This window comes from Goodfellowiella coeruleoviolacea (genome assembly GCF_024171785.1).
Lineage (GTDB): Bacteria > Actinomycetota > Actinomycetes > Mycobacteriales > Pseudonocardiaceae > Goodfellowiella > Goodfellowiella coeruleoviolacea.
Genome location: NZ_JAMTCK010000002.1, coordinates 605,314 through 631,338 on the forward strand (window position 1 = coordinate 605,314; position 26,025 = coordinate 631,338).

Below are 26,025 nucleotides of genomic sequence, written 5' to 3' on the forward strand. Positions count from 1 at the left end.
GTGAACCGTGCCCAACGAGCAGGATCTCGGGTCGCTGCTGGCCCGGCTGGCCGAACGCCACCGGGTCCCCGGCGCCCAGCTCAGCGTCTGCCACGACAGCGCCTCGGTCACGGTGGTGACCGGCCGGGAACGCCACGGCGCGGCCACGCCGGTCACCGCGCGGTCGGCGTTCCCGCTGGGGTCGCTCACCAAGCCGTTCACCGCGGCGCTGGCCATGGTCCTGGTCGCCGACGGCGATCTGGACCTCGACGAGCCGGTGGCCGGCTATCACCCCGGGGTGACCCTGCGCCGCCTGCTCAGTCACACCGCCGGGCTGGAGTCCAACGTGGACGAACAGGCCGCGGCCGGGGTGCCGCGCCGCCGCTGGGTGACCCGCTACCCGGCGCGGCTGGCCCCGGAGCACCCGCCGGGCACGGTGTTCTCCTACTCCAACGTCGGTTACCTGCTGGCCGGCCACCTGGTGGAGGAGGTGACCGGACTGGACTGGGCCGAGGCGGTGGAGTCGGTGCTGCTGCGACCGCTGGGCATCACCCCGGCGTTCGTGGTGGGCGCCGCGGGCAGCCGTGGAGTGGTGTGCGGGCACGTGCTGACCGACGACCGGGTGCTGCCCGTGGCCGAGCAGGTGATGCCCGAGGTCGAGGCGCCCAACGGCGCGCTCGCGCTGTCCTCGGCCGACCTGCTCGCCTTCGCGGCGCTGTTCTCGGCGAACTCCCCGGCCCCCGACGTGCTCGACCCGGCCACGGCCGCGCTGATGTGCCAGGACCAGCTCGCCGACGTGCGGGTCGGCCCGTACGGCATGGCCGACGGGTGGGGCCTGGGCTGGGCGCGCTACCGCGGCGCGGGCGCCGACTGGTTCGGCCACGACGGCACCGGCGACGGCACCTCCTGCCACCTGCGGTTCGACCCGGAGCGCGGCACGGCCGTCGCGCTCACCACCAACGGCTCGACCGGCGCGGCGCTGTGGCGGGAGCTGTGCGCCGAACTGGCCGAGCGGCACGTGCTGCCCCCGGAGTGGGGGCGCGAGCCCGGCGAGGCCACCCCGGTCGCCGGGCCACCGGACGGCGCCGGCCACTACGCCAACGGGCCCGCCGAGTTCGTGGTGACCAGGCAGGACGACGACGGTCTCGCGCTGGTGCTCGACGGTGCCCAGGCCGTCCCGCTGACCTGCCTGCCCGACCTGCGCTTCCAGCTCCGCCTCGGCACGACGGTCCTGAGTGGACGGTTCCTGCGCGACCCGGACACCGGCGGCATCGACCACATCCAGGTGACCGGCCGACTGGCCCGGCGGCGGCAGGTGACCGGATGAGCGCGCCCGTGCCGCTGTCCCGCAACCGCCACTACCACATCCTGTGGAGCAGCCAGCTCTTCTCCGAACTGGCCGCCGAGATCACCCAGATCGCCTTCCCCCTGCTGATCCTCGCGCTGGCCGGCTCCCCGCTGAGCATCGGCATCGCCTCGTCGGTGTTGATGGCGGCGAACATGGTCGCGATCGTGCCGGCCGGGGTGATCGCCGACCGGTGGAACCGCAAGCGGATCATGCTGGTGTGCATGGGGCTGCGCGCCGCCGTGATGACCGGCCTGGCGTTGGCCGTGCTCACCGGCACCGCCGGGTTCGCGCTGGTGCTCGTGGTCGCGGCGGTCGAGGGGTTCCTCGGGGCCGTGTTCGACCCGGTGGAACACGCGGCACTGCCCCAGGTGGTGCCCGCCGACCAGCTGGCTCGGGCGGTGGCCCGCAACAGCGCCCGGCCGTTCGTGGCCACCCTGCTCGGCCCGGCACTGGCCGGTTTCCTGTTCACCGTGCACCCGGTCACCCCGATCGCCGCGGACGCGGTGATGCTCGGACTGTCCTTCGTGGCCCTGGTGTTCCTGCGGCTGCCGCGTCGCGTGTCCACTCCGGACGATGGCGAACCGGCCCAGGGGATCGGCGCCGACGTCGCCGAGGGCTTCCGCTGGCTGCTGGGCAATCCACTGCTGCGCGTCACCCTGCTGTGGATGATCGTGTGCAACCTGGTGTTCAGCGCGCTGGTGATCATCGTGCTCGCGGTCTCCGGCGAACAGAACGTCGAGGCCGGCGAGATCGGCCTGACCATGGCCTGCATGGGGGCCGGCGGTCTGCTGGGCGGGGTGTTCGCCGACCGGCTGCGCGCGGCCCTGCCCGAGCCGGTGATCCTGCTCGGGTTCTCCTGGCTGGCCGCGGCCCTGGTCGGCGCCATGGCCCTGACCCCGCCGGGGATCCTGCTCGGGGTGCTGCTCGGCGTGATGATGTTCTTCGTGCCGGTGGCCAACACCATGGTGCTCACCTACCAGCTGGTCACCACCCCCGACCGGCTGCGGGGCAGGATGAGCAGCATTCTCGGGTTCTGCTCGGGCGGGGCGGGCGCACTCGGCCCGCTGCTGGGCGGTCTGCTCGCCGACTCCGGTGCGACGCCCGGGCTGCTGGCCTGTTCCGCCGTGCTGGCCGCGGTCGCGCTCGCGGTCACGGCCAGCCCCCGGCTGCGCCGGTTCCCGTCGGTGCGCCCCGGGCCGGCCACCCCGGACGGGCAGGCCGCCGCAGCTGGGCGGGACGCCGACGGGGAGGGCGCGGAGGAGACCGTGGACGCGCGTGGCTGAGCTGATCCATCCCCGGTTCCTGCTGTCCGGTCGACCGTGGCGGGCGCTGTGGTACGTCGCGCTCGGCGCGTTCGGCGCGCTGCCGGTCCTCGCGCTGGTCAAGGGCGTCAACGCGGTGCCCCAACCGTGGGCGGCGCCGGTGGCCGTGGTCGTGGTGCTCGCCGTCGACCTGCTGCTGGCCATGCCCATCGCCGCGGCCGAGCGCCACCGGCTGCGCATCGTCGACCAGCACGTGGCGCCGGGCCGGGGCTGCCTGTGGCGCGGCTTCGGCTACGCCGTGGCGTTCACCGCGGTGATCGGCGTGGTGGACCTCGTAGCCGTGGTGGTCGCGCTGGCCGCGCTGGTCGTGCCGGTGTCACCGCTGCTGGAGTTCGTCCTCGACATCGACCCCATCGTCAACGTGGACGGCCCGGTGGGCGCGCCCGCCGCGGTGCTCGCCGGCCTGGTGCTGGTCCCGCTGGTCGGCTACCTGGTCGGGCTGCTCGCCCTGGGCCAGGCGGCGGTGGCCCGCAGGCTGCTCACCCGGCCCGCCGCGGGCCTCGCCGACCGGGTGCAGGAGCTGACCGACTCCCGGACCAGGCTGGTCGACGCGTTCGAGGCGGAGCGCACCCGGATCGAACGGGACCTGCACGACGGCGCCCAGCAGCGGCTGGTCGCGCTGATCATGACGCTCGGCGTGGCCGAACTGGACCTGGCCGGGCTGGCCGGGAACGGACCCCGGCTGGTCGCCAAGGCGCGGGCCGAGGCCGAGGGGGTGCTGGCGGACCTGCGGGAGCTGATCCGGGGCATCCGACCCCAGGTGTTGACCGACCGGGGCCTGCCCGCCGCCGTGGCCGAACTCGCCGACCGCTGCCCGCTGCCGGTCACCGTGCGACTCGACCTGCCCCGCCGGCCGGCGCCCCAGGTCGAACTGGCCGCGTACTTCGCGGTGAGCGAGGCGCTGGCCAACGTCGTCAAGCACAGCCAGGCCTCCTGCGCGCGGATCACCGGCGCGGCCAGGGGGGAGCGCCTGGTGCTGGTCGTCCACGACAACGGCACCGGTGGCGCCGACCCGGCGCGCGGCACCGGGCTGCTGGGGCTGGCCGACCGGGTGGCCGTGGTGGGCGGCACCCTCGCGGTGCGCAGCCCACGGGGTGGACCGACCGAACTGCGAGTGGAGCTGCCATGGGAAACGCCGGACTTCGGATAGTGCTCGCCGAGGACTCCGTGCTGCTGCGGGAGGGACTGGCCGCGGTGCTGGAGCGGTTCGGCCACCACGTGGTCGCCGCGGTCGGTGACGCCGAGGCGCTCACCGCGGCCGTGGACGAGCAGCAGCCGGACATCATGGTCACCGACGTGCGGATGCCCCCGGGATACGCCGACGAGGGCCTGCGCGCGGCCGTGGAACTGCGGACCAGGCACCCCCGGCTGGGCGTGCTGGTGCTCACCCAGTACGTGGCGGCCACCTACGCGTTCGAACTGCTGGAGGCGGACCGGCGCGAGCGCGCCGGCGGCCTGGGCTACCTGCTGAAGAACCGGGTCGGCGCGGTGCGGGAGTTCGTTGACGCGGTGGAGCGGATCGCTGGCGGCGACACCGTGATCGACCCCGAGGTGGTGCGGCAGCTGCTGCACCGGGAACGGACCTCCAGCCTGCTCGACCGGCTCACCGCCCGGGAGCGCGAGGTGCTGGCGCTGATGGCCGAGGGCAGGGCGAACGCCGCCATCGCCGAGCGGCTGTGCGTCAGCGCGGCAGCGGTCGCCAAGTACATCGGGGCGATCTTCACCAAGCTGGACCTGTCCGGTGCCGAAGGCCACCACCGGGTCCTGGCCGTGCTCACCTACCTGCGCGGCTGACCGGCCCGTCCCGGACACGCGGGTGTGGCGTTCGAGCCGGACACGCCGAACGCCACACCGGGAAAGACCGCTCGCCGCCGGTCAGAACGTGCCGACCCAGCTCAGGCTCGGCCACAGCTGCTGCCACGGGCGGACCGGATCGCGGCAGACCAGCACCGGCTTGTCCTGGTCCAGGTGCGGCAGCGCGAACGTCAGCGTGGCCGCGGTCTCGCAGTGGCCGAACAGCGGGGCGAGCGTGGCGGGCTCCGCGCCCACCGCGAGCAGGACCGTCCTGTCCGCCGGGGGCACGCCGAAGTCGGCGTAGGAGTTGTGGCCGCTGTAGACGGCGGGCAGGCCCAGTTCCGGGCCGTACCGGTCCAGCGCCCCGGCCTCGCTGTAGTTCCAGCCGAACAGCACGGCACGCGCCTGGTCCTCGGCGGGCAGGGTCCGGTACACCTCGGCCACCTGGGCGGTCAGCTCCGGCCAGCCGGTCTGCCCCAGTTGGGCGTCCCCGAAACCGGCCAGCGGTGAGTCCGGGCCGTAGGCGCTCACCGGCAGCGCCGGCACCGCCATCACCACGGCCATCAGCGCGTTGAGCGCCAGGGCCGCGGCGACGAGCACCCGCCGGGTGATGCCGCGCGTCCAGTCGGCCAGCGGCACGCACCCGGCGGCCAGCAGCACGGTCAGCAGCCCCTCGGTGTACCGGCTGAACCCACCGATGACCGCCAGGAACACCACCATCGCCAGGTAGGCCACGCCGAGCGCGCGGAACGGCCGCCACGCCGGGCGGCGGAACAGCGCCACCAGGCCGGCGATCCACACCGGGGTGAGGAACAGCCCGATCATCAGCACCTGCCCGATGAGGAAGCTGATCGCGCTGCCCACGCTGAACGACTCGGACATCTCCGCGGCCATGGAGAACTGCGGCCAGCCGTTGACCGCCTGCCACACCAGCACCGGGCCGGAGATCACCAGCCCCAGCACGACACCACCCAGCAGGTGCCTGCTGCGCAACACCTCCCGGGGACCGGCCAGCAACAGACCGCCGGCCAGCGCGACGACCAGCAGCACCACCAGGTACTTGGCGAGCAGGCCGAGGCCGACCATCGCGCCGATCGCCAGCCACAGCCGGGTGTCGCGGGTGCGCAGCAGCCGGACCAGCAGCCAGCACACGGTCACCCACACCAGGTGGTCCACGGCGGTCGGGTGCAGCACGTGCCCGGCGGCCAGCGTCGCCATCGACGCGCTCGCCGCGACCGCGGCCAACACCTGGGCCCGCCCACCGCCGCCGAGTTCCCTGGCCACCAGGGCGGCGACGACCACCGACACCGCCGCCAGCAGCGTGGGAACCACGCGAATGGCGAACACGGTGTCGCCGAACAGGGCGATCTGCGCCCTGGCCAACAGCGGCGCCAGCGGCGGCTGGTCGACATAGCCGAACGCCGGGTGGTTGCCGGCCACCCGGAAGTACAGTTCGTCCATGTAGTAGCCGTACCGGCCGGCGGTCAACGCCAGCAGCGCGGTGAACGCGGCGGTGACGGCGAGCACGGGGCGTGTCCGCAGCGCCGGCGCGCGGACTTCCCAGGTTCGATCGCTGGTCTCGATCGTGGCGGACACGGTCATGCACCTCACTCGGGCACCGGGACACGAATTGTCGTCCGGAGCCTGACCGCGGTCCGGCAACCTGGCAACGGTCTTGATTTGTGCGGAAAACGCGCAGGTCGCGGGCTGGTGCGCCATTTTTTCTCGTGGACAGTCGTTGTCGGGAAATGCTGTACTGCTAGCACCGTTTCGTCCCGGCTGCTCACCGCAGTCGCCGGTGAGTTCACCAGCGACCGGAAATGGTTCTGAACGATTGTCATCGTGCGGAGAAACGCCTCAACCGCGCTCTGCTGGGCGCGGAAATCGCGTATCCGGTCGGGGTGGCTCCAAGCCCATTCCTTCTACCTAAGGTGCTTGTGATCGGAATGCAGGACACGCAGATGAGCCCGGTCGTCACCCAGACCAGCCCTGGCAACCTCACCCAGTTCGAGTACCTGGCGCTGAACAGCCCGCTGAACCTCTCCGACGGGCACGCACGCCAGGAACTCACCCCGACCCAGGGCCGGATCATCGACGAACTGCCGAGCCTGTGGGCCGAGGCGGTGAAGCGCCCGGTCGAGGAGGTGGAGAGGGAGGCCCACCGCACCTACTTCGAGCTGCTCGGCCAGCGCTCCTACCCCGCGACGGACGGCCGGGTGCTCAGCTGCTACTCCTCGTCGGTGGCCATGGAGATCTTCGCCCGGTCACTGGCCACCGCCACCGACGCGATCGCGCTGGTGCACCCGACCTTCGACAACATCCCGGACATCCTCAAGGGCGTCGGGCTGAGGTTGGTGCCGCTGGAGGAGGAGGTGCTGCACGGCGGCGACCTGCCGGCCGACCTGCTCCGCTCGGTGGGCTGCGTGTTCGTCACCACGCCCAACAACCCGACCGGGCGGGTGGTGTCCGAGCAGCGGCTGCGCGCGCTGGCCGCGCAGTGCGCCGAGCACGGCGTGGTGCTGACCCTGGACACGTCCTTCCGGGGCTTCGACACCCGCGCCCACTACGACCACTACGCGATCCTGGAGGAGAGCGGCTGCCGCTGGGTGGTCATCGAGGACACCGGCAAGCTGTGGCCGACCCTGGAACTCAAGATCGGCTGGCTGGTCTCCGCGGCCAACGTGGGACTGCCGCTGGCCAAGGTCTACTCGGACATCCTGCTGGGGATCTCGCCGCTGGTGATGTCCATGGTGCGGCGCTTCGCCGAGGACGCGGCCGGCGGCGGCCTGGCCGAGCTGCACCGCTTCATCGCCACCAACCGCACCATCCTGCGCGAGCGGCTGGCCGACATCCCCGGCGTGACCTTCCCCGACCCGGACAGCCGGGCCAGCGTGGAGCGGGTGCACCTCGGCGAGCGCACCGGGCTGGACGTGTGGACGGCGCTGCGGGAGCACCACGTGTACGCGTTGCCGTGCCAGCAGTTCCACTGGGCGCGGCCCGAGGAGGGTGCGCACTCGCTGCGGATCGCGTTGTCCCGGTCGGCCTCCTCGGTCGTGAAGGCGGCGGAGGCGCTGCGGTCGGTGCTGCTGGCCGGGTGATGGCCGGTCCGCTGTCCCACCGACGTGCCTGGCGGACCGGGGTGGTCCAGCAGGTCTGCCCGGACGGGGTCCTCGACCTCGGTCCGGGCTACCTGGACCCCGACCTGCTCCCGGCCGACCTGTTGGCAGCTGCCTACCACGGCGCGCTCACCGAGTTCGGGTCGGCCGCGCTGGCCTACGGGGACGACCGGGGAGCCGTGCCGTTCCGCGCGGCCGTGGCCGACCGGGTGGCCCGCGCCGATGACCGGCCCTGCGGCCCGGAACACGTCCTGGTCACCGCCGGCACGTCGCACGCGCTGTACCTGCTGGCCACGGCCATGGCCACGCCGGGCGACGTGGTGCTCGTCGAGCAGTACGGCTACGACCTGGGCCGTCAGCTGCTGGCCGACTGCGGGCTGCGCCCCCGGCCGGTGGCCATGGACGGCGCCGGCATGGACCCGGCCGCGTTCGAGGAGGCGGTCACCTCGGTGCGCGCGCACGGCGGCCGGGTGGCCTTCGCCTGCCTGATCCCCACCTACCACAACCCGACCGGGCTGGTCGTGCCCGAGGCCCGGCGACGCGACCTGCTCGCCGTCGCCCAGCGCCTCGGGGTGCTGGTGGTCGAGGACGACGCCTACGCGGAACTCGACCTCGACGCGACGCCCGCGCCGTGCTCGATGGCCGGACTCGCCGACTACCACGGCGTGATCCGGCTGCGGACGCTGTCGAAAACCCTGGCGCCGGGGCTGCGGCTCGGCTGTCTGCTGGCCGCTCCCGACGTGGTGACCAGGCTGGCCAACCACGCCGTGTTCGTCAGCGGCGGCTCGGCGAACCACGTCACCTCGCTGGCCGTGGCACACCTGCTGCGCTCCGGCGCGTACGACCGCCACCTGACCTGGCTGCGGAACCGGTTGCGGACCAGCCGGGACGCGCTGGCCGGCGCACTGCTGCCGGCACTGGGCCCGGACTTCGCGTGCCAGGTGCCGGCCGGCGGCTACTTCCTGTGGGTTCGCTGCACCACCCGGTCCGAACCCGACCTGCTGGCCGCCGCCGAGGCGGCCGGCGTCCGGGTGGCCGCGGGCTCCCGGTTCGGCGCCGGACCGCACGCGGCCGTCCGGCTCGCCTACAGCTTCACCGCACCCGATCAGCTCGTCACAGCCGCCGGACTGCTCGCCTCGGCCTGGCAGCCCGTGCCCGTGACCCACCTGTGAGGAGAGACGACGATGACCATGACCGCGCCCGTCAACACCGGGCCGACGGGATACAGCCTGCCGTTGTCGCCGACCGGTGCCTCGGCCATGCTGACGCCGCCACCGTGGCACTTCTCCGGCGAGGTGATCATGGTCGACTACCGGGTCGACCCGGAGGCGGCCGCGCGCTTCCTGCCGCCGGGGCTGAGCCTGGGCAGCGACCCCGGCGCCGCCGCGGCGATCTTCGCCGAGTGGCAGTGGTGCTCGGAATCCGGCGCGGAACTCGCCGATCCGCAGCGGTGCCAGTTCGCCGAGTTCCTGATCCTGCTGGCCTGCGAGCACAACGGCGTGCCCATGGCCCGCTGCCCCTACGCCTGGGTGGACAGCCCGGTGCCGATGCTGCGCGGCTGGGTGCAGGGCATGCCCAAGCAGTTCGGCGCGATCCACCAGACTCGGCCCAGGAGTGTTGGCCTGGCCGGGCCGAAGCCCAACGCGCCCGGCCGGTTCGACGGCGCCCTGTCCGTGCACGGCCGGCGCGTCGCCGAGATCACGGTGCGCACCGAACGCCGGATCACCCAGCCGCCGCAGCTGCACGCCGTGCCGCTGGTGCACACCCGGATGTTCCCCACCTGGACCTCCGCGGAGCCACCGCTGGCCCAGTTGGTCACCTCCGAGGTCACCGGGGTGGAGTTCGGCGAGATCTGGGCGGGTGACGCCGATCTCCGGTTCCCCTCGGTGCCCGACGCCGACTTCGCCGGCCTGCTGCCGGTGGAGATCGACCAGGGCTATGTCTTCTCCTACGCGGAAACCCTGTGCGGCGGCAAACTGCTCGGCGAGGCGTGAGCCCAGCCGCGGTCCGCGCGGACGCCGGGGGCCTGTCCGGCGTCCGCGCGGGCCTGGGTTTTCCCGTCGACGGAAAACGGCCGGAGCTTTTGGGGGAAGCTCCGCAACCAAGTCAACCAGCGACAGGCCGCCGGCACAGTAGTGCGGAGTGGACAATCGGGGTAGATCAGGCTTTTCCGCCAAACGGGCGACCCCGGTCACCGCTCCACTCAGGCGTGGCCACTGGCCTGCTGTGCCGCGTACAGGTGGTGCACCGAGCCGATCTCGGCGACGTTCTTGGTCAACTCGACAACGACCCAACCCGCCACGTCCGCCAGAGTCAGATCCCCGCCCCAGGGCAGGCCGGCGGTCCGGTCGGTGGCGTCGAGGTCGGCGTCGGTGAGCGGCAGCAGCGCCGCCCGCCACTCGGTGTGCAGCCCGCGCAGCCAGTCCACCGCGGCGGCGGCACTGCCCGGCCAGGTGATCTCCTCGCGCGCCGGCGCCCCGGTGCCGAAGCAGTGCCCGAGCGTGGTGGTCCACCAGAAACCGATGTGCCAGGTCAGCCACGCGATCGACACGGTGGGCACGGGATCGGGTTCGGGGACCGCCCAGTCGGCCACCCACCGGCCCCGACCGTCCGGCCGCACGGTCCAACAGCCCGGCGCCGGCTCCCAGCGGCAGAGTGAGTCGTCGAGGTCGGTCACGTGGTGCTCGAACAGCGCCCAGGCGATGTCGAGTTGGCGGATCAGCAGGTCAACACGAGCAACTGGCACTGGCGGAGCCTGCCGCAGCCACCCGGTGAGCCGCCACCGATTTATCCGAGTACATCCGTTTTGGACGGACGCGGTGCGAGCCGCCCGAGCAGTGTGCTGGAACCTGTGACCGGCGGCTGGCCGCGACAGTAGAGTCTCCCGGCGACCGAGGGGACTCAGATGACGTCATCACCGCAGTGGGGCGGGCACCAACAGCCCAACCAGCCGTACCAGCAGCCGTACCCGCAGCAGCCGCCCTTCCCGGGACAGCAGTCCTACCCCGGACAGCAGTCCTATCCGGGACAGCAGGCGAGCTACCCGCAGCAGCAGCCGTACCCGCCGCAGCAGGGCTACCCGCCCCAGGCCTACCCAGGGCAGCCCGTCCCGCAACCGCAGCAGGGCTATCCGCAGCAGCAGGGGTATCCGCAACCGCAGCAGGGCTATCCGCCGCACCAGCCCCACTCGCCGCAGCAGCAGCCGTACGCGGCCCAGCCGCCGCACCAGCAGGCGGCGCTGCCGCCACAACAACAGGCGGCGCTGCCGCCGCACCAACAGGCGGCGCTGCCGCCGCGGCCCACCGAACTCACCGTGCTGGCCGTGCTGAACTGGATCCTGGCCGCGGGCATGCTCGGGTTGGCGGTCTTCGTCGTGGTGAGCTTCGTCGCCGACGGCGCCACGCTGTTCATCGGCGTGCTGTTGGCGTTCATCGTTGGCGGCTTCGGGGTGTTGAACGCGCTGGGCGCGCTGTCGATCGCGCACAAGCACTTCCCGAACACCGCGGCGTCACAGATGGCGGGCAGCATCACCGTGGGCGTGCTCGGCCTGGCGCTCGGGCGTTCGCTGTTTCGCGGCGCCGCTGACCTGGGCTCGCTGTTGGGCAGCGGGGCCATGCTCTGCGTCAGCCTGCTCAGCCTGTTCCTGGCCACCAGGCCCGCGGTGAAGCAGTGGATCCAGGCCAAGCACCAACTGTCGCTGAGCCAGGGCCACGTGCCGCGCAACCGGCGTCGATAGCTGTTGTGACGTCAGCAGAACCGACAACGGGCCCCCGACCACGTGGTCGGGGGCCCGAGTGGTGTCACCGCCGCACAGCGGGTGTCACACCAGCCAGAGCCTGAACTGCTGGGCGACGACCACGTCCTCGTTGTCGTCGCGGACGGTGCCGCACTCCCACTGCTGGATCTTCGCCCCGTTGCCGGTCGCGCCACCCCGCACGTCCAGGCACTTCGCCCGCAGCGCGTTCGCCTCCCAGGCCGTCTGCGGCACGATGGCGACCGACCCGTTGGACTGGTTGAACAGCGTGAACTGCTGAGCGGGCAGACCCGGCGTGCAGTCCCACTGCTGCAACTGCGTGCCGTTGCTCAGGTAACCGCCCCGGACGTCCAGGCACTTGCCGGAGTGCAGAGCCTGGAACGACGACCACGGCTGGTCCGGGTTGAGCACCCGGAAGCGCTGCTGCCCGACGTTGGCGCACTCGTACTGCTGGACGTCGGCACCGTTGGCGCCACTGCCGTTGATCACGTCGAAGCACTTGACGCTGTTGACGTTCTCGATCTCGACGATCACCTCGTCGGCGTTCGCGGAGACCTCGCCCGCCGCCGACCGCTGCGCCCCCGGCCTGGTCTTGGCGACCTTGGCCAGGACCTCGGCGATCGACTGCTGGTGCTGCTGTTCGCCACCGCTGCTCGCCGTTGGCGCCGCCGCCGGTGCGCCGGCCGATGCGGACGACACGAGCACACCGCTGAACACGGCGAGACCGGCGGCCGCCAGGACAGCCATGCGAGTGAGCTGCTTTTTCACGAGATCCCCTTGATTCCCCGTGGAACGAAAGCGGCGTCGTGCCGCGCGCAGGGACCCTCCCAGGCGGCGCGTTGGTGCGTCAAGGCGAATTGAACGCGGTAACGAAATGATCTTGACGGTCGATAGGGATGTCCACGAACGGGGTTTGTTGTCCGTTCGGGGCAACCCGATGGTGCGCACGCCACTCTTTCGCTGGTCGCCTCGCCACCCGCTTTCACCGGGGCGGCGCCCCGCCCGCCTCGTCCCGGTGCTGCGGGAGCCGGTTGGCCGGGCGGTCTGCCGGCCCGCTCGGCCACGTGCGGTCGATGGTGCAGGTGAGGACGGCCAGGGCGGCGCGGCCGCCGCTGTGCGCCAGGGAGCGCGGTTCTCGCGTCGATCGTGACTTCGCCGACCGAGCCGCTGACCGGATCCGCCACCGATGCCCAAATCCGATCGCGCTCACCGCGAAGGCAAACCGGTGCGCCTGCTGGTCGCGAACAACGAACGGTGCTGCCGCGTTGTGCTCAGCCCCGACCGGTCCTCGCCGAGCGGCGACTGGTGGATGTCCGCCGGCGGGATTTTCCCGTCGGGCAGTGCCCTCAGGGGGCCGGGTACTTCGCCGAGGCGATCGAACAGTGCATGGCCGCTCGGGTGGTCACCAGGAGTACCAGTTCCGTACCGCGGCCGGATTCTCCGGGGGAATGTCATTCTCCAGCGCTGGCTGGAAAGCATCGCGGTGGTGGTCCCGGGACGGCTGATCGCGCCGGCCGGGCAGAACATGAAAGTTTTTAGGTTATTTACCCGGCGGTGCTCGACCTGGTTTGTCCGTGCGGTGAGCGCGGCCCCGATCGGCGGTCGTTGTTCGGGGTGTCCCGCTGTTCTCGGCGCAATTCCGGAGGTGGTGGAGAAGCGTGGACGCGGCCCCGGCGCAGACCCGTTCTACGCACTGTGTCAGCGCCCGAGCGCACTTGTCACCGAGTGACAGCAAAGTCTTTGCTGGTTACGTACTGTGATCATGATGCCGTGGTGAAGAGGTCGTAATGACCGTCTCGGTAGGTCTGCTCGCTCGCGGCTGCGTCTGATCGGGTGACCGCAGTCGCCGCTGACTCACTGTGAGCAACCGTGTTCACTGTCGCCGCCGGCTGCTCCAGCTGGTTCCTCTGGTCCACGCGGCGTTGCTCTTTATGGTCCAGTCAGCTGAGGTGTTGGGCGTAGTGATCGGTATCATTGCTTTTCCGATTTTTGCTGGCAGTATCCAGAACATGTCGACTGCCACATTGGTCGAAGGACCCAGCCACGGTTCCCCCCAGAATGGTCAGGGGGAACTGCGGTACCAACTGCTCGGGCCGGTGACGGTCTGCAACGGTGACGGGACTTTGCGCCTGGGGGGGCCAAAGCAGCGAACCGTACTCGCGTCGTTGTTGCTCAATGCGAACAGAGTTGTTTCGGAAAAGGAATTGATCGCGCTGCTCTGGGAGGACGAGCCGCCGACGAGCGCGCGCGGTCAGGTTCAGGTGCGGGTGTGGGAGCTGCGCAAGTTGCTCGGCCGGTCGGTCATCGTCCGGCGCTCACCCGGTTACCTCATCGAGGTGCGGCCAGGTGAACTGGACGTGCAGGTGTTCGAGGACGCGGTGGTCGCGGCCACCGCCGACCTGGCCGCCGGCCGGGCGCGGGAGAGCGCGGTGCGGTTGCGGGAGGCGCTGGAACTGTGGCAGGGCCCGCCACTGGGCGGGGTCACCGACGCGCTGGCCAGTCGGGACGGCAAGGTGCTGGAAGAACGGCGGATCGCGGCGTGGGAGAAGCTGTTCGCCGCGGAACTGGCCGCTGGCCGCCACGCCCAGGTCGTCGGCGAACTGAGACGGGTCAGCGAGACCTACCCGTTCCGCGAGCAGCTGCAGGCCCACCTGATGGTCGCGCTGCACCGGTCCGGCCGCGCCTCCGAGGCGCTGGCCGTCTACACCGACACCCACCGCCGGTTCGCCACGGAACTGGGCATCGAACCCGGTCGCTCGTTGCAGGAGCTGCACCTGCAGATCCTGCAGGGACTGGATGACCAGGACGACCAGTACGCCGTTGACGAGCCCGCCCCCGCCGTCCAGGTGGCGGCCCGGGTCAGGCCGGCCGAACTGCCCTTCGACGTCCGCGGCTTCGCCGGTCGCTACGCCGAACTCCAGGTGCTGAACAGTCAGCTGAACGCGGGATCGGCCGCGGACGTGTGGGTGGTCAACGGCAGCGCCGGGGTGGGCAAGACCGCGCTGGCCGTGCACTGGGCGTGGCGCGTGCGGGAACGCTTCCCGGACGGTCAGCTGTACGTCGACCTGCGGGGCTTCGACGCGGACCAGGAGCCGATCACGCCGCTGGCGGCGCTGGGTCGCCTGCTGCTGGCGATCGGGGTGGACGCCGAGCGGTTGCCGGCCGACCTGGACAGCCGGATCGGCCTGTACCGGTCGATGATGGCCGACCGGTCGATGCTGTTGGTGCTGGACAACGCCAGGGACGCCGACCAGGTGCTCCCACTGCTGCCACCGGTCGGCACGGTCGTGGTGACCAGCCGCAACCGGCTCGGCGAGCTGATCGTGCGCTGCGGTGCCCGCTCGCTGCCACTGGGGGTGCTGTCGGCCGCCGACTCCAGGGCCGTGCTGGCCAGCGTGCTCGGGGAGACGCAGGTGCGCGCCGAGCCGACCGCGGTCGACGAGCTGGCCAGGCTGTGCGGACACCTGCCGCTGGCGTTGCGGATCGCGGCGGCCAACCTCACCGCCACCCCGGTTCCCCGGATCGGCGAACTCGCGGCCGAACTGGCCTACGGCAGCCCGCTGCGCGTGCTGACCGTGGACGGCGCCGAGGAGAGCCCGATCACCCGGGCCTTCGCCGTGTCCTACGAGACGCTCACCCCGCAGCTGCGCCAGCTGTTCCGTCGACTGGGCCTGATCCCCGGCCCGGACTTCACCGCTCCGGTGGCCGCGGCGCTCGTCGACGCCCCCGTCAACGAGGTGACCCGCCAGCTCAGCCGCCTGGCCGCCGCGCACCTGCTGGAACAGCACGTCCCGGGCCGCTACCGGCTGCACGGCCTGCTGCGCCGCTACGCGCTGGACCGGGCGCAGGGCGAGGAGAACGACCAGGACCGGCACGCGGCCTGGACCCGGCTGACGCGGTGCTACCTCGCGTGGGTGGACGCCGCCGAGGCCAGGTTCCAGCGGTACGCGGCCCGGATGCCCCGGGACGAGCCGGCGGTTGACGCGCCCCCCGTGCGGTTCGGCTCCACGGCCGAGGCGCTGGCCTGGCTGGACAGCGAGCACGAGAACCTCGCCGCCCTGCTGCCGCTGGCCGCCGAACGCGGCCCGCACCCGGTGGCCTGGTACCTCGCCGACGCCGTGCGCTTCCTGTTCCACCACCGGGGCCGCCGCGTCGAGTGGCTGGACATCGCGCCGGACGTGCTGGCGGCGGCCCGCGCCAAGGGTGAACCGAGGGTCGAGGCGTTCATGCTGCAGAGCATCGGCAACAGCGCCCTGCACGTGGGCCGCCGGGCACAGGCCATCGAGTGCCTGACCGAGGCCGCGCGGGTGCACCGCACCAGCGACTGGCTGGAGGGCGAGGCGTCGACGAGGAACACCCTGGGCATCGCGCTGCGGGCGGCGGGGCGCCTGGTCGAGGCCAGGGAGGAGTTCGCCCGCGCCCTGGAACTGCACCGCATGGTGGGCTCGCGGGTGGGCGAGATGATGGTGCTGAACAACCTGGGCTACATGTGCCGGCAACTCGGCCAGCTGACCGAGGCGACCGAGTACCTGACCGCGGCGCTGGCCCTGAGCGCCGAGAAGGGCGCGGTCGAGGCCGCGGTGCTGGTCAGCCTCGGCTTCGTGTTGTGGCTGCGCGGCAACGGCGCACAGGCCGTCGAGCACCTGACCAGGGCCAGCCAGCTGCACCGCGACCTTGGGCACGTGCACGGGGAGTCGTTCGCCCTCACCGGGCTGAGCCTGCTCGCCGTGGACGCCGGCGACTACCAGCAGGCCCACGAGTACGCCGACCGCGCGCTCGAACTGGCCAGGCAGGAACGGAGCTGGGTCACCGAGGGCAACGCGTTGCAGGCGCTGGCCCGCGCCGAACTCGGGCTGGGCCGGGTGGACGAGGCCCAGCAGCACCAGTTGGCGGCCGTGCGGATCGCCAGGGCGTCGGAGTCCGCCAGCACGATCGGTGAGGCACTGGTCGGGTTGAGCTGTGTGCACGCTCGACGCGGCGAGTTCGCCGAGGCGCTCCGGGCCGGCGACGAGGCGTTGGCCACGGCCAGGGCCAGCGGGCTGCGGGTGATCGAGGCGCGGGCGCTCATCGGGCAGTCGTGGGCGCACCAGGGCATGGGGGAGCGCGACCAGGCGGCGCGGCTGTGCCGCGACGGCATCCTGATCTGTCAGCAGATCGGGCTGGCCACGGCGGAGACGCGGGCGTGGCGACTGCTCGACCAGATCCGTTCCGGACGGTCCACGACGGACGGTGCGGGCGAGGGCGAACTCGCGCAGGCGGTGTCCCTGGCCTGCACGTTGTGAGACGCCATCGACACGGATGGTGACTCCCGCGCTGCCGGTAGCCGGTTGAAACCGCTTTGGAAGTGCCCGGACGTAGCGTCGCGGCAACTCCAACGAATCGGTCGGCTCGTTGTTCGCCAGGCGATCCCTGAGCTAGGTACCGACCCCTGGGACGGAGCAAGGGAACGCTGTGATCGCGATCATCGGTATGGCATGCCGGTTGCCAGGCGCTGGCGACCCGGACGAGTTCTGGGGGCTGCTCCGGTCGGGTCGCAGCGCCGTGCGGGAGATCCCCGCCGGGCGGCGTGACTCGGCGGGACACCGAGCGGGCGAGCGGGGCGGGTTCCTCGACGACGTCGACCACTTCGACGCGGGTTTCTTCGGGATCTCGCCCCGTGAGGCCGCGGCCATCGACCCGCAGCAGCGCCTGGTGCTGGAACTGGGGTGGGAGGCACTGGAGGACGCCGGGATCGTGCCGGCGGCGCTGGCCGACACCCCCACCGGGGTCTTCGTCGGCGCGGCCTCCGACGACTACGCCACCCTGCTGTTCACCGGCGGCGCGGACGCGGTGACCCAGCACACGATGACCGGGGTGCACCGCGGGGTCATCGCCAACCGGCTGTCCTACGCGCTGCGGCTGCGCGGCCCCAGCCTGACCCTGGACGCCGGCCAGTCGTCCTCGCTGCTGGCCGTGCACCTGGCCTGCACCAGCCTGCGCCAGGGCGAGTCAGCCGTGGCCGTGGCCGGCGGGGTGAACCTGAACCTGGCGCCGGTGGGCGCGACCGTGGCGGCCCGGTTCGGCGCGCTGTCCCCGGACGGCCAGTGCTACACGTTCGACGAGCGCGCCAACGGCTTCGTGCGCGGTGAGGGCGCCGGGCTCGTGGTGCTCAAACCACTGGACCGGGCGCTCGCCGACGGCGACCGGATCTACTGCGTGATCGAGGGCAGCGCGGCGAACAACGACGGCGGTGGCGCGAGCCTGACCACCCCGAGCGAGCCGGCGCAACGGGACCTGCTGGCGCGCGCCTACCGCGCCGCCGGCCTGGACCCGACGGCGGTCCAGTACGTCGAACTGCACGGCACCGGCACCCGGGTCGGCGACCCGATAGAGGCCGCGGCCCTGGGCGCGGTGCTCGGCCAGGGCCGACCGGTCGACGCTCGACTGCCGGTCGGCTCGGTCAAAACCAACCTGGGTCACCTGGAAGCGGCGGCCGGCATCACCGGGCTGATCAAGACCGCACTGGCGATCCGCCACCGCCAGCTGCCGCCGAGCCTGAACTTCCGGACGGCCAACCCCGCGATCCCACTGGCCGACCTGGGGCTGCGGGTGCAGACCGAACTCGGGCCGTGGCCCCGACCGGACGAGCGGCTGGTCGCCGGGGTGTCCTCGTTCGGCATGGGCGGCACCAACTGCCACGTCGTGCTGGCCGAGGCACCAGCCAGCCCGGCGGACCCGGCGCCGAGCCAGCCAGCCACCTGGCAGCGCCCGCCGGCCGTCCCGGTCGTGCTGTCCGGGCGCACCGGGCCCGCGCTGCGCGCGCAGGCCACGCGGTTGCACGCACACCTGCTCGCCCGGCCCGAGCTGGACCTGGTCGACATCGGCCACGAGCTGGCCGTCCACCGCACCGCCTTCGACCACCGCGCCGTGCTGCTCGCCGAGGACCGGGACGAGCTGCTGACCGGGCTGACCGCGGTGGCCCAGGGCGAACCGGCCCGGGGCGGGGCGCTCGGCGTCACCGGTGACCGGGGCGGACTGGCGCTGCTGTTCAGCGGCCAGGGCAGCCAGCGGCTGGGCATGGGCCGCGAACTGGTGGCCGCGTTCCCGGCCTACGCCAAGGCGTTCGCGGAGGTGTGCGCCGCACTGGACGAGCACCTGCCTCGGCCGTTGCGCGAGGTGGTGTTCACCGACGCCGCCGCGCTCGACCAGACCCACTACACCCAGGCCGGGTTGTTCGCGGTCGAGGTGGCGCTGTACCGGCTGCTGGAGCACTGGGGCGTCGTTGCCGACCACCTCGCCGGCCACTCGATCGGCGAGCTGGCCGCCGCCCACGTGGCCGGGGTGCTGTCGCTGACCGACGCGGCGCGGCTGGTGGCCGCGCGGGGCCGGCTGATGCAGGCGCTGCCCGCCACCGGCGCGATGATCGCGGTGGACGCCGACGAGGACGAGGTGCGGCCGCTGCTGGTCGGCCGAGAGCACCAGGTCGGGATCGCCGCGGTGAACGGACCGGCCGCGGTGGTGCTGTCCGGTGACGTCGACGCGGTCACCGAGCTGGCGGCCGCACTCGCCGAGCGGGGCCACCGGACCCGGCGCCTGCGGGTCAGCCACGCCTTCCACTCCCCGCACATGGACGGCATGCTCGCGGAGTTCGCCGAGGTGGCCGCTGGACTGTCCTATCAGGACCCGAAGCTGCCGGTCATCTCGAACGTCACCGGTCAGCTCGCCGACCCGGAGCAGTGGGCCCGCGCCGAGTACTGGGTGCGGCACGTGCGTGAGCCGGTGCGCTTCCTCAGCGGGGTGCGCGCGCTGGAGGCAGCGGGTGTCTCCACGTTCGTCGAGCTGGGCCCGGCCGGCGTGCTCACCACGATGGCCCGGGACTGCCTGCGCACGCCCACCGCCGCGACGCGGGTGCCGCTGCTGCGCGCCGACCGGCCCGAGGTCGCGTCGGTGCTGGGCGCGGTGGGCCGCTTGCACGTGCGCGGCGTTGCCGTGGACTGGTCGGCGGTGTTCGCGGACTGGGGTGGGCGGCGCGCGCCCCTGCCCGGCTACGCGTTCCAGCGGGAACCCCACTGGCTGAACCACTCCACCGCGCCAGCCGGCGCCACCCCCGGCACATCCGAGCCGGCCCGGCACAGCGCCCCGGAGCGCGAGCCGGGCGGGAGCACCCCGGCGGAGCCGGTCGAGCAGGCCGGACCCTCGGTGCCGACTGATCCCGCCGGGCTGCTCGCCCTGGTCCGCGCCGAGGTCGCGGCCGTGCTGGAGTACCCGGACGCGCGGGCGGTCAATCCCGAGTGGACGTTCAAGGACCTCGGGTTCGACTCGCTGACCTCGGTCGAACTGCGCGACCGGCTCGGGCAGGCCACCGGGCTGCCGCTACCGGCGTCCCTGCTGTTCGACTACCCGACACCCACCGTGCTGGCCGACCACCTCGCCCGGCACTCGCTCGGCGCCGCGGCCGACACCCCGGTGGCCACGACCGCGCTGGACGGCGAGCCGATCGCGATCGTCGCCATGGCCTGCCGCTACCCCGGTGACGTGCGCTCCCCAGCGGAGCTGTGGCGGCTGGTGCTGGCCGGTGCGGACGCGATCACCGAGTTCCCCACCGACCGGGGCTGGGACCTGGACGCGCTGCACCACGCCGATCCGGAGCGGCCCGGCGTCAGCTACGCCCGCCACGGCGGTTTCCTGGCCGACGCCACCGAGTTCGACCCCGCCCTGTTCGGCATCAGCCCCCGCGAGGCGCTGGCCATGGACCCGCAGCAGCGGCTGCTGCTGGAGACGACCTGGGAGCTGTTCGAACAGGCCGGCATCGACCCCACCCGGCTGCGCGGCCAGCGCGCCGGTGTCTTCATCGGCGCCACCGCGAACGACTACGGCCCCCGCCTGCACGAGGCCCAGCCGGGCGTGGAGGGCCACCTGCTGACCGGCACCACCACCAGCGTGGCCTCGGGTCGGATCGCCTACACCTTCGGGCTGGAGGGCCCGGCCCTCACCATCGACACCGCCTGCTCGTCCTCGCTGGTCGCGGTGCACCTGGCCGGCCAGGCCCTGCGGGCGGGGGAGTGCGCGCTGGCCGTGGCCGGCGGCGTGACCGTGATGTCCAGCCCCGGCATGTTCGTGGAGTTCAGCCGGCAGGGCGGGCTCTCCCCGGACGGCCGGTGCCGGGCGTTCGCCGAGGCCGCCGACGGCACCGCGTGGGCCGAGGGCGCCGGCGTCCTCCTGCTGGAGCGGCTGTCCGACGCCCGACGCAACGGGCATCCGGTGCTCGCGGTGCTGCGGGGCAGCGCGGTCAACTCCGACGGCGCCTCCAACGGGCTGACCGCACCCAACGGGCCGTCCCAGCAACGGGTGATCCGCCAGGCCCTGGCCAACGCCGGGCTGCGACCGTCCGATGTGGACGCCGTGGACGCGCACGGCACCGGAACGCGCCTCGGTGACCCGATCGAGGCGCAGGCGCTGCTGGCCACCTACGGCCAGGACCGCACCGAGCCGCTGTGGCTGGGCTCGCTGAAGTCCAACATCGGCCACACCCAGGCCGCCGCCGGCGTCGGTGGGGTCATCAAGATGGTGCTGGCCATGCGACACGGCGTGCTGCCCAAGACACTGCACGTGGACCAGCCGTCGTCGCATGTGGACTGGTCGGCGGGTGCGGTGCGGCTGCTCGTCGACAGCACACCGTGGCCGGCGACCGGCCGCCCCAGGAGAGCCGCGGTCTCCTCGTTCGGCATCAGCGGAACCAACGCGCACGCGATCCTCGAACAGGCCCCGGCGGCCGAGTCGGCACCCACCGCGCGACCCCGACCCGAACCCCCGTTCACCGCGCCCTGGACGCTGTCCGCCAGGACCGAGACCGCGTTGCGCGCCCAGGCCGCGCAGCTGCGCGCGCACCTCGCCGCCCACCCCGACCTGTCCAGCCACGACGTGGCCTTCACCCTGGCCACCGCGCGCCCGGCACTGGAGCGGCGCGCCGTGCTGACCGCACCGGACCGCGCCGGCCTGCTGGCCAGCCTGGACCTGTTGGCGCGGGGTGAGTCCGCGCCGCACACCGTGCTCGGCCGGGTCGGTGAGGGCCGGCTCGCCGTGCTGTTCACCGGACAGGGCGCCCAGCGGGTGGGCATGGGCCGCGAGCTGTACCAGACCCTGCCGGTGTTCGCCGAGGCCCTGGACGAGGTGTGCGCGGCCGTCGACCCGCACCTGCCGCGCCCGCTGCGCGAGGTGCTGTTCGCCGAGGCGGACACCCCGGCGGCGCAGGACCTGCACCAGACCGGCTTCACCCAGGCCGCGCTGTTCGCCGTGGAGGTGGCACTGCACCGGCTGCTCGACCGGTGGGGGATGCGCCCCGACCTGGTGGCCGGGCACTCCGTGGGCGAGTTGACCGCCGCCCACGTGGCCGGGGTGCTGTCGCTGACCGACGCGGCGCGGCTGGTGGCCGCGCGGGGCCGGCTGATGCAGGCACTGCCCGCCGACGGCGCGATGGTCGCGCTGGAAGCCACCGAGGACGAGATCCGGCCGCTGCTGGTCGAGCACGCGGGCGTGCTGGACATCGCCGCCGTCAACGGCCCCACCGCCGTGGTGGTCTCCGGCGCGACGGACGCGGTGCTCGCCGTGCGGGAGCAGTGGCGAGCCCGGGGGCGGCGGACCCGGCGCCTGCGGGTCAGCCACGCCTTCCACTCCCCGGCCATGGAGCCGATGCTGGCCGAGTTCCGCGCGGTGGCCCGGACGCTCACCTACCACCCGCCCCAGCTGCCGGTCGTCTCCAACGTCACCGGCGCCCTGGCCACGGCCGAACAGTTGGGCGACCCCGAGTACTGGGTCAGGCACGTGCGGGCCGCCGTGCGGTTCGCCGACTGCGTGCGCCACCTGCACGCGGCCGGTGCCACCACCTTCCTGGAGCTGGGCCCGGACGGCGTGCTGACCTCGATGGCCCAGGACTGCCTGACCGAACCGGTCGAACCGGCCGGCCACGCCGAGTTGGCGTTCCTGCCTGCCCTGCGGGCGGACCGCCCCGAACTGCCGACCCTGCTGACCGCGCTGGCCGGCCTGCACACCAGGGGACACGCCCTGGACTGGCCCGAGGTCTTCGCCGGCACCGCACCGACCGTCATCGACCTGCCCACCTACCCGTTCGACCGCCAGCGCTACTGGCTCACCCCGAGGGCCGGGACCAGGCCGGCCAGCCTGGTGGACACCGACCACCCCCTGCTCGGCTCCGCGGTGACCGTGGCGACCAGCGGAGACCTGCTGTTCACCGGTCAGCTCTCCCGGCACACCCACCCCTGGCTGGTCGACCACGCCGTGCTGGGCCGGGTCCTGGTGCCGGGCACCGCACTGCTGGACATGGCGCTGCTGGCCGGCCGGTGGACCGGTGCCGACCGCGTCGAGGAACTGGTTCTGGAGTCGCCACTGGTCCTGCCGGAGCGCGGCCGGCTGCAGGTGCAGCTGTCCGTGGCCGCCCCGGACACCACCGGCCGGCGCGCCCTGCACCTGCACTCCCGGCCCGGCGACAGCACCGAGGACACCGCCTGGACCAGGCACGCCACCGGGACGCTGGCCACCGCAGCCGACGAGCCAGGCGCGGGCGCGCCGGACCCCGCCCAGCAGATCGACCTGACCACCTGGCCACCGCCGAACGCCACCCCGGTCGACCTCACCGACCGCTACGACGTCCTCGCCCGCCTCGGCTTCGCCTACGGACCGGTGTTCCAGGGCCTGCGGGCCGTCTGGCAGCGGGGCGAGGAGGTGTTCGCCGAGGTGGCCCTCGGCGAGTCGGAGCTGACCGAGGCCAGCCGGTTCAGCCTGCACCCCGCGCTGGCCGACGCGGCCCTGCACGCCGTCGCCAACGGGCGCGTCCCCTTCTCCTGGCACGACGTGCGGCTGCTCGCCAGCAACGCGACCAGGCTGCGCGTGCGGTTCGCACCCGCCGGTCCGGACACCGTCTCGGTCACCCTCGCCGACCCAACCGGCGCGCTCGTCGCCGTGATCGACGCGCTGGCGCTGCGCCCGGTGTCCGCCGAACAACTGGACCGGGCCGAGCGCACCCGGCCCGACTCGCTGTTCCACGTCGAGTGGACCGCACTGCCGGCCACCCCCGCCGCCACGCCCGCGGACTGGGTGGTGTTGGGGGCGGACCGGTTCGGCCTGCCGTCCCACCCGGACCTGGCCGCGCTCGGCGCGGCCGTGACCGCCGGCGCCCGACCGCCAGCGGTGGTGCTGCTGCCGTGGTCGGCGACTGGCGCGCTGCCCGAGTCCGCCGTGGACAGCGCCCAGCGTGCCCTCGCCCTGGTGCGCGACTGGCTCGCCGACGACCGGTTCGCCACGACCCGGCTGGTCCTGCTCACCGAGAGCGCGCTGGACGAGCACACCGGGCAGGCCGTCGAGGACCTGGCCGTGGCCCCGGTGCGGGGCCTGTTCCGGTCCGCGTCGACCGAACAGCCGGACCGGTTCGGGCTGCTGGACGTGACCGGCGCGGCCGATCTCGGCCAGCTGGCCTCGGCCGTGGCCTCGGGCGAGCGCGAGGCCACGGTGCGCGCCGGCCAGCTCCTGGTGCCCCGGCTCGCCCGGCTCGACCCGAACACGACCGGCGCGCCGGCCACCAGGCCGCTCGACCCGCACGGCACGGTCCTGCTGACCGGTGCGACCGGCGGACTCGGCCGCACCCTGGCCCGGCATCTCGTGGCCGCGGCCGGCGTGCGGAACCTGGTGCTGGTGAGCCGGCGTGGACCGGCCGCCGAGGGTGCCGCGGCCATGCTGGCCGAACTGCGGGAGCTGGGGGCCGGCGTGCGGCTGGTCGCCGCCGACGTGGCCGATCGGTCCGCGCTGGCCGGGGTGCTCGCGGGCATTCCCGCGGACCAGCCGCTGACCGCGGTGGTGCACGCCGCCGGGGTGCTGGCGGACGGCGTGGTGTCGTCGCTGACACCGCGGCAGCTGGCCGAGGTGCTGCGGCCGAAGGTGGACGCGGCCTGGCACCTCCACGAACTCACCCGCGACGACGACCTCGCCGAGTTCGTCCTGTTCTCGTCGATCTCCGGCACCCTGGGCACCGCCGGACAGGGCAACTACGCGGCGGCCAACGTGTTCCTCGACGCGCTGGCCCGCCACCGGCACGCCCTCGGCCTGCCCGCCACCGCCCTGGCATGGGGCCTGTGGGAGCAGGAAGACGGAATGGGCGGCACCCTCGGCCAGACCGACCGGGTGCGCATGGCCCGCTCCGGGGTCGGGGTGCTGGCCACCGATGAGGCACTCGCGCTGTTCGACACGGCACGCGCGACCGGCGCACCCAACCTGGTGCCGCTGCGGCTCGACCACACCGCGTCCGACGCGGTGCCCGCGCTGCTGCGCAACCTGGTCCGGAGCACCCCGCGGAAGGCCGCGACCGGCGGCGAGCCCGCACAGCACCGGCTGGCCGCGCTGACCGGAACCCAGCTGGACCAGGAGATCACCCGGATCGTCCAGTCCGAGGTGGCGACCGTGCTCGGCCACACCAGCACCGCCGCGATCGATCTCGGCCAGGCGTTCAAGGAGATCGGCTTCGACTCGTTGACCTCGGTCGAACTGCGCAACCGGCTGGGCGCCGCGACCGGACTCCGGCTGCCGGCGACCCTGCTGTTCGACTACCCCAGCCCAGCCCTGGTCATCGAGCACCTGCGCGCGGAACTGTCCACCAGCGCCGCGCCGGCCGCCCCGACCCCGTCCGCGCCGACCCCGTCCGCGCCGACCACGACCGGAACCGACGACGAACCGATCGCGATCGTGGGCATGAGCTGCCGGTTCCCCGGTGACGTCCGAACACCGGAACAACTGTGGCAACTCGTCATCAACGGCCAGGACGCCATCACCGGATTCCCCACCGACCGGGGCTGGGACCTGGACGGGCTCTACGACCCGGACCCCGACCAGCCCGGCCGGTCCTACGTGCGGGAGGGCGGTTTCCTGCACGACGCCGCCCTGTTCGACGCCGAGTTCTTCGGCATCAGCCCACGCGAGGCCGTGGTCGTGGACCCCCAGCAGCGGCTGCTGCTGGAAACCACCTGGGAAGCGCTGGAGCGGGCCGGCATCGACCCCGCGTCGCTGCGCGGCAGCCAGACCGGCGTGTTCGCCGGCGCCATGTACCACGACTACACCGCACGCGTGGGCCGACTGCCCGAGGAGATCGAGGCGTACTCCTTCATCGGTGGCTCCGGCAGCGTGATCTCCGGCCGGGTGGCCTACACCTTCGGCTTCGAGGGCCCCGCGGTCACGGTGGACACGGCGTGTTCGTCGTCGCTGGTGGCGCTGCACCTGGCCATCCAGGCGCTGCGCAAGGGCGAGTGCTCACTGGCGCTGGCCGGTGGCGTGGCCGTGATGGCCACGCCCAGCACCTTCGTGGAGTTCAGCCGGCAGCGTGGGTTGGCTCCGGACGGTCGGTGCAAGGCGTTTGCCGAGTCTGCTGATGGCACTGCCTGGGCTGAGGGTGTGGGCATGCTGTTGGTGGAGCGGTTGTCGGATGCGCGGCGCAACGGGCACCCGATCCTGGCGGTGGTGCGTGGTAGTGCGGTGAACCAGGATGGTGCGTCGAACGGGCTGACGGCGCCGAACGGTCCGTCGCAGCAGCGGGTGATCCGTGCTGCGTTGGCCAACGCCGGCCTGAATCCGTCCGATGTGGATGTGGTGGAGGCGCACGGCACCGGTACGACGTTGGGTGATCCGATCGAGGCGCAGGCGGTGTTGGCGACCTATGGTCAGGATCGGCCGGTG

13 protein-coding genes are annotated in these 26,025 nt (G+C 73.0%); 10 read left to right on the forward strand and 3 right to left on the reverse strand.

What is annotated here, in order from left to right:
• The first annotated feature begins 7 nt into the window (after positions 1–7).
• The 4 genes from LX83_RS05935 to LX83_RS05950 are packed head-to-tail and all read left to right on the forward strand — an operon-like array spanning position 8 to position 4,443.
• Positions 8–1,306: a serine hydrolase domain-containing protein gene (locus LX83_RS05935; RefSeq protein ID WP_253767866.1), complete on the forward strand. Its 1,299-nt coding sequence runs from the start codon at positions 8–10 to the stop codon at positions 1,304–1,306.
• On the forward strand, positions 1,303–2,610 hold the full coding sequence (locus LX83_RS05940; protein WP_253767868.1) for an MFS transporter: 1,308 nt from the start codon (positions 1,303–1,305) through the stop codon (positions 2,608–2,610). The genes LX83_RS05935 and LX83_RS05940 overlap by 4 nt, the downstream gene beginning before the upstream one ends.
• Positions 2,603–3,799 carry a sensor histidine kinase gene (locus tag LX83_RS05945; protein ID WP_253767870.1) on the forward strand — a complete coding sequence of 399 codons (1,197 nt, stop codon included), beginning with the start codon at positions 2,603–2,605 and terminating at the stop codon, positions 3,797–3,799. Before LX83_RS05940 ends, LX83_RS05945 begins: the two co-directional genes overlap by 8 nt.
• Positions 3,775–4,443 carry a response regulator gene (locus LX83_RS05950; RefSeq protein ID WP_253767872.1) on the forward strand — a complete coding sequence of 223 codons (669 nt, stop codon included), beginning with the start codon at positions 3,775–3,777 and terminating at the stop codon, positions 4,441–4,443. Before LX83_RS05945 ends, LX83_RS05950 begins: the two co-directional genes overlap by 25 nt.
• A gap of 81 nt (positions 4,444–4,524) precedes the next feature.
• Here LX83_RS05950 and LX83_RS05955 read toward each other — a convergent pair whose 3' ends face one another.
• Positions 4,525–6,039, reverse strand: a complete 1,515-nt coding sequence (locus LX83_RS05955) for a glycosyltransferase family 39 protein (protein WP_253767874.1) — start codon at positions 6,037–6,039, stop codon at positions 4,525–4,527.
• Positions 6,040–6,389: 350 nt separating this feature from the next.
• Between LX83_RS05955 and mppP the strand changes: the two genes are divergently transcribed.
• The 3 genes from mppP to mppR are packed head-to-tail and all read left to right on the forward strand — an operon-like array spanning position 6,390 to position 9,553.
• Positions 6,390–7,541, forward strand: coding sequence for an enduracididine biosynthesis enzyme MppP (mppP, locus tag LX83_RS05960; RefSeq protein WP_253767876.1), 1,152 nt, complete (start codon positions 6,390–6,392; stop codon positions 7,539–7,541).
• Complete coding sequence (locus LX83_RS05965) at positions 7,541–8,731, forward strand: aminotransferase class I/II-fold pyridoxal phosphate-dependent enzyme (protein ID WP_253767878.1); 1,191 nt, start codon at positions 7,541–7,543, stop codon at positions 8,729–8,731. Before mppP ends, LX83_RS05965 begins: the two co-directional genes overlap by 1 nt.
• Before the next feature lie 12 nt (positions 8,732–8,743).
• On the forward strand, positions 8,744–9,553 hold the full coding sequence (gene mppR / locus LX83_RS05970; protein WP_253767880.1) for an enduracididine biosynthesis enzyme MppR: 810 nt from the start codon (positions 8,744–8,746) through the stop codon (positions 9,551–9,553).
• Between the two features lie 209 nt (positions 9,554–9,762).
• Here mppR and LX83_RS05975 read toward each other — a convergent pair whose 3' ends face one another.
• Positions 9,763–10,305, reverse strand: a complete 543-nt coding sequence (locus tag LX83_RS05975) for a DinB family protein (RefSeq protein ID WP_253767882.1) — start codon at positions 10,303–10,305, stop codon at positions 9,763–9,765.
• Between the two features lie 159 nt (positions 10,306–10,464).
• Between LX83_RS05975 and LX83_RS05980 the strand changes: the two genes are divergently transcribed.
• On the forward strand, positions 10,465–11,295 hold the full coding sequence (locus LX83_RS05980; RefSeq protein WP_253767884.1) for a hypothetical protein: 831 nt from the start codon (positions 10,465–10,467) through the stop codon (positions 11,293–11,295).
• Between the two features lie 84 nt (positions 11,296–11,379).
• Here the strand turns inward: LX83_RS05980 and LX83_RS05985 are convergent, their stop codons facing one another.
• Positions 11,380–12,060, reverse strand: coding sequence for an RICIN domain-containing protein (locus LX83_RS05985; RefSeq protein WP_253767886.1), 681 nt, complete (start codon positions 12,058–12,060; stop codon positions 11,380–11,382).
• 1,262 nt (positions 12,061–13,322) lie between these two features.
• Between LX83_RS05985 and LX83_RS05990 the strand changes: the two genes are divergently transcribed.
• On the forward strand, positions 13,323–16,595 hold the full coding sequence (locus LX83_RS05990) for an AfsR/SARP family transcriptional regulator (protein ID WP_253767888.1): 3,273 nt from the start codon (positions 13,323–13,325) through the stop codon (positions 16,593–16,595).
• A 169-nt stretch (positions 16,596–16,764) separates the two neighbouring features.
• Positions 16,765–26,025, forward strand: a 9,261-nt coding sequence (locus LX83_RS05995; protein ID WP_308203916.1) for a type I polyketide synthase, incomplete at its 3' end; no start/stop codon positions are given.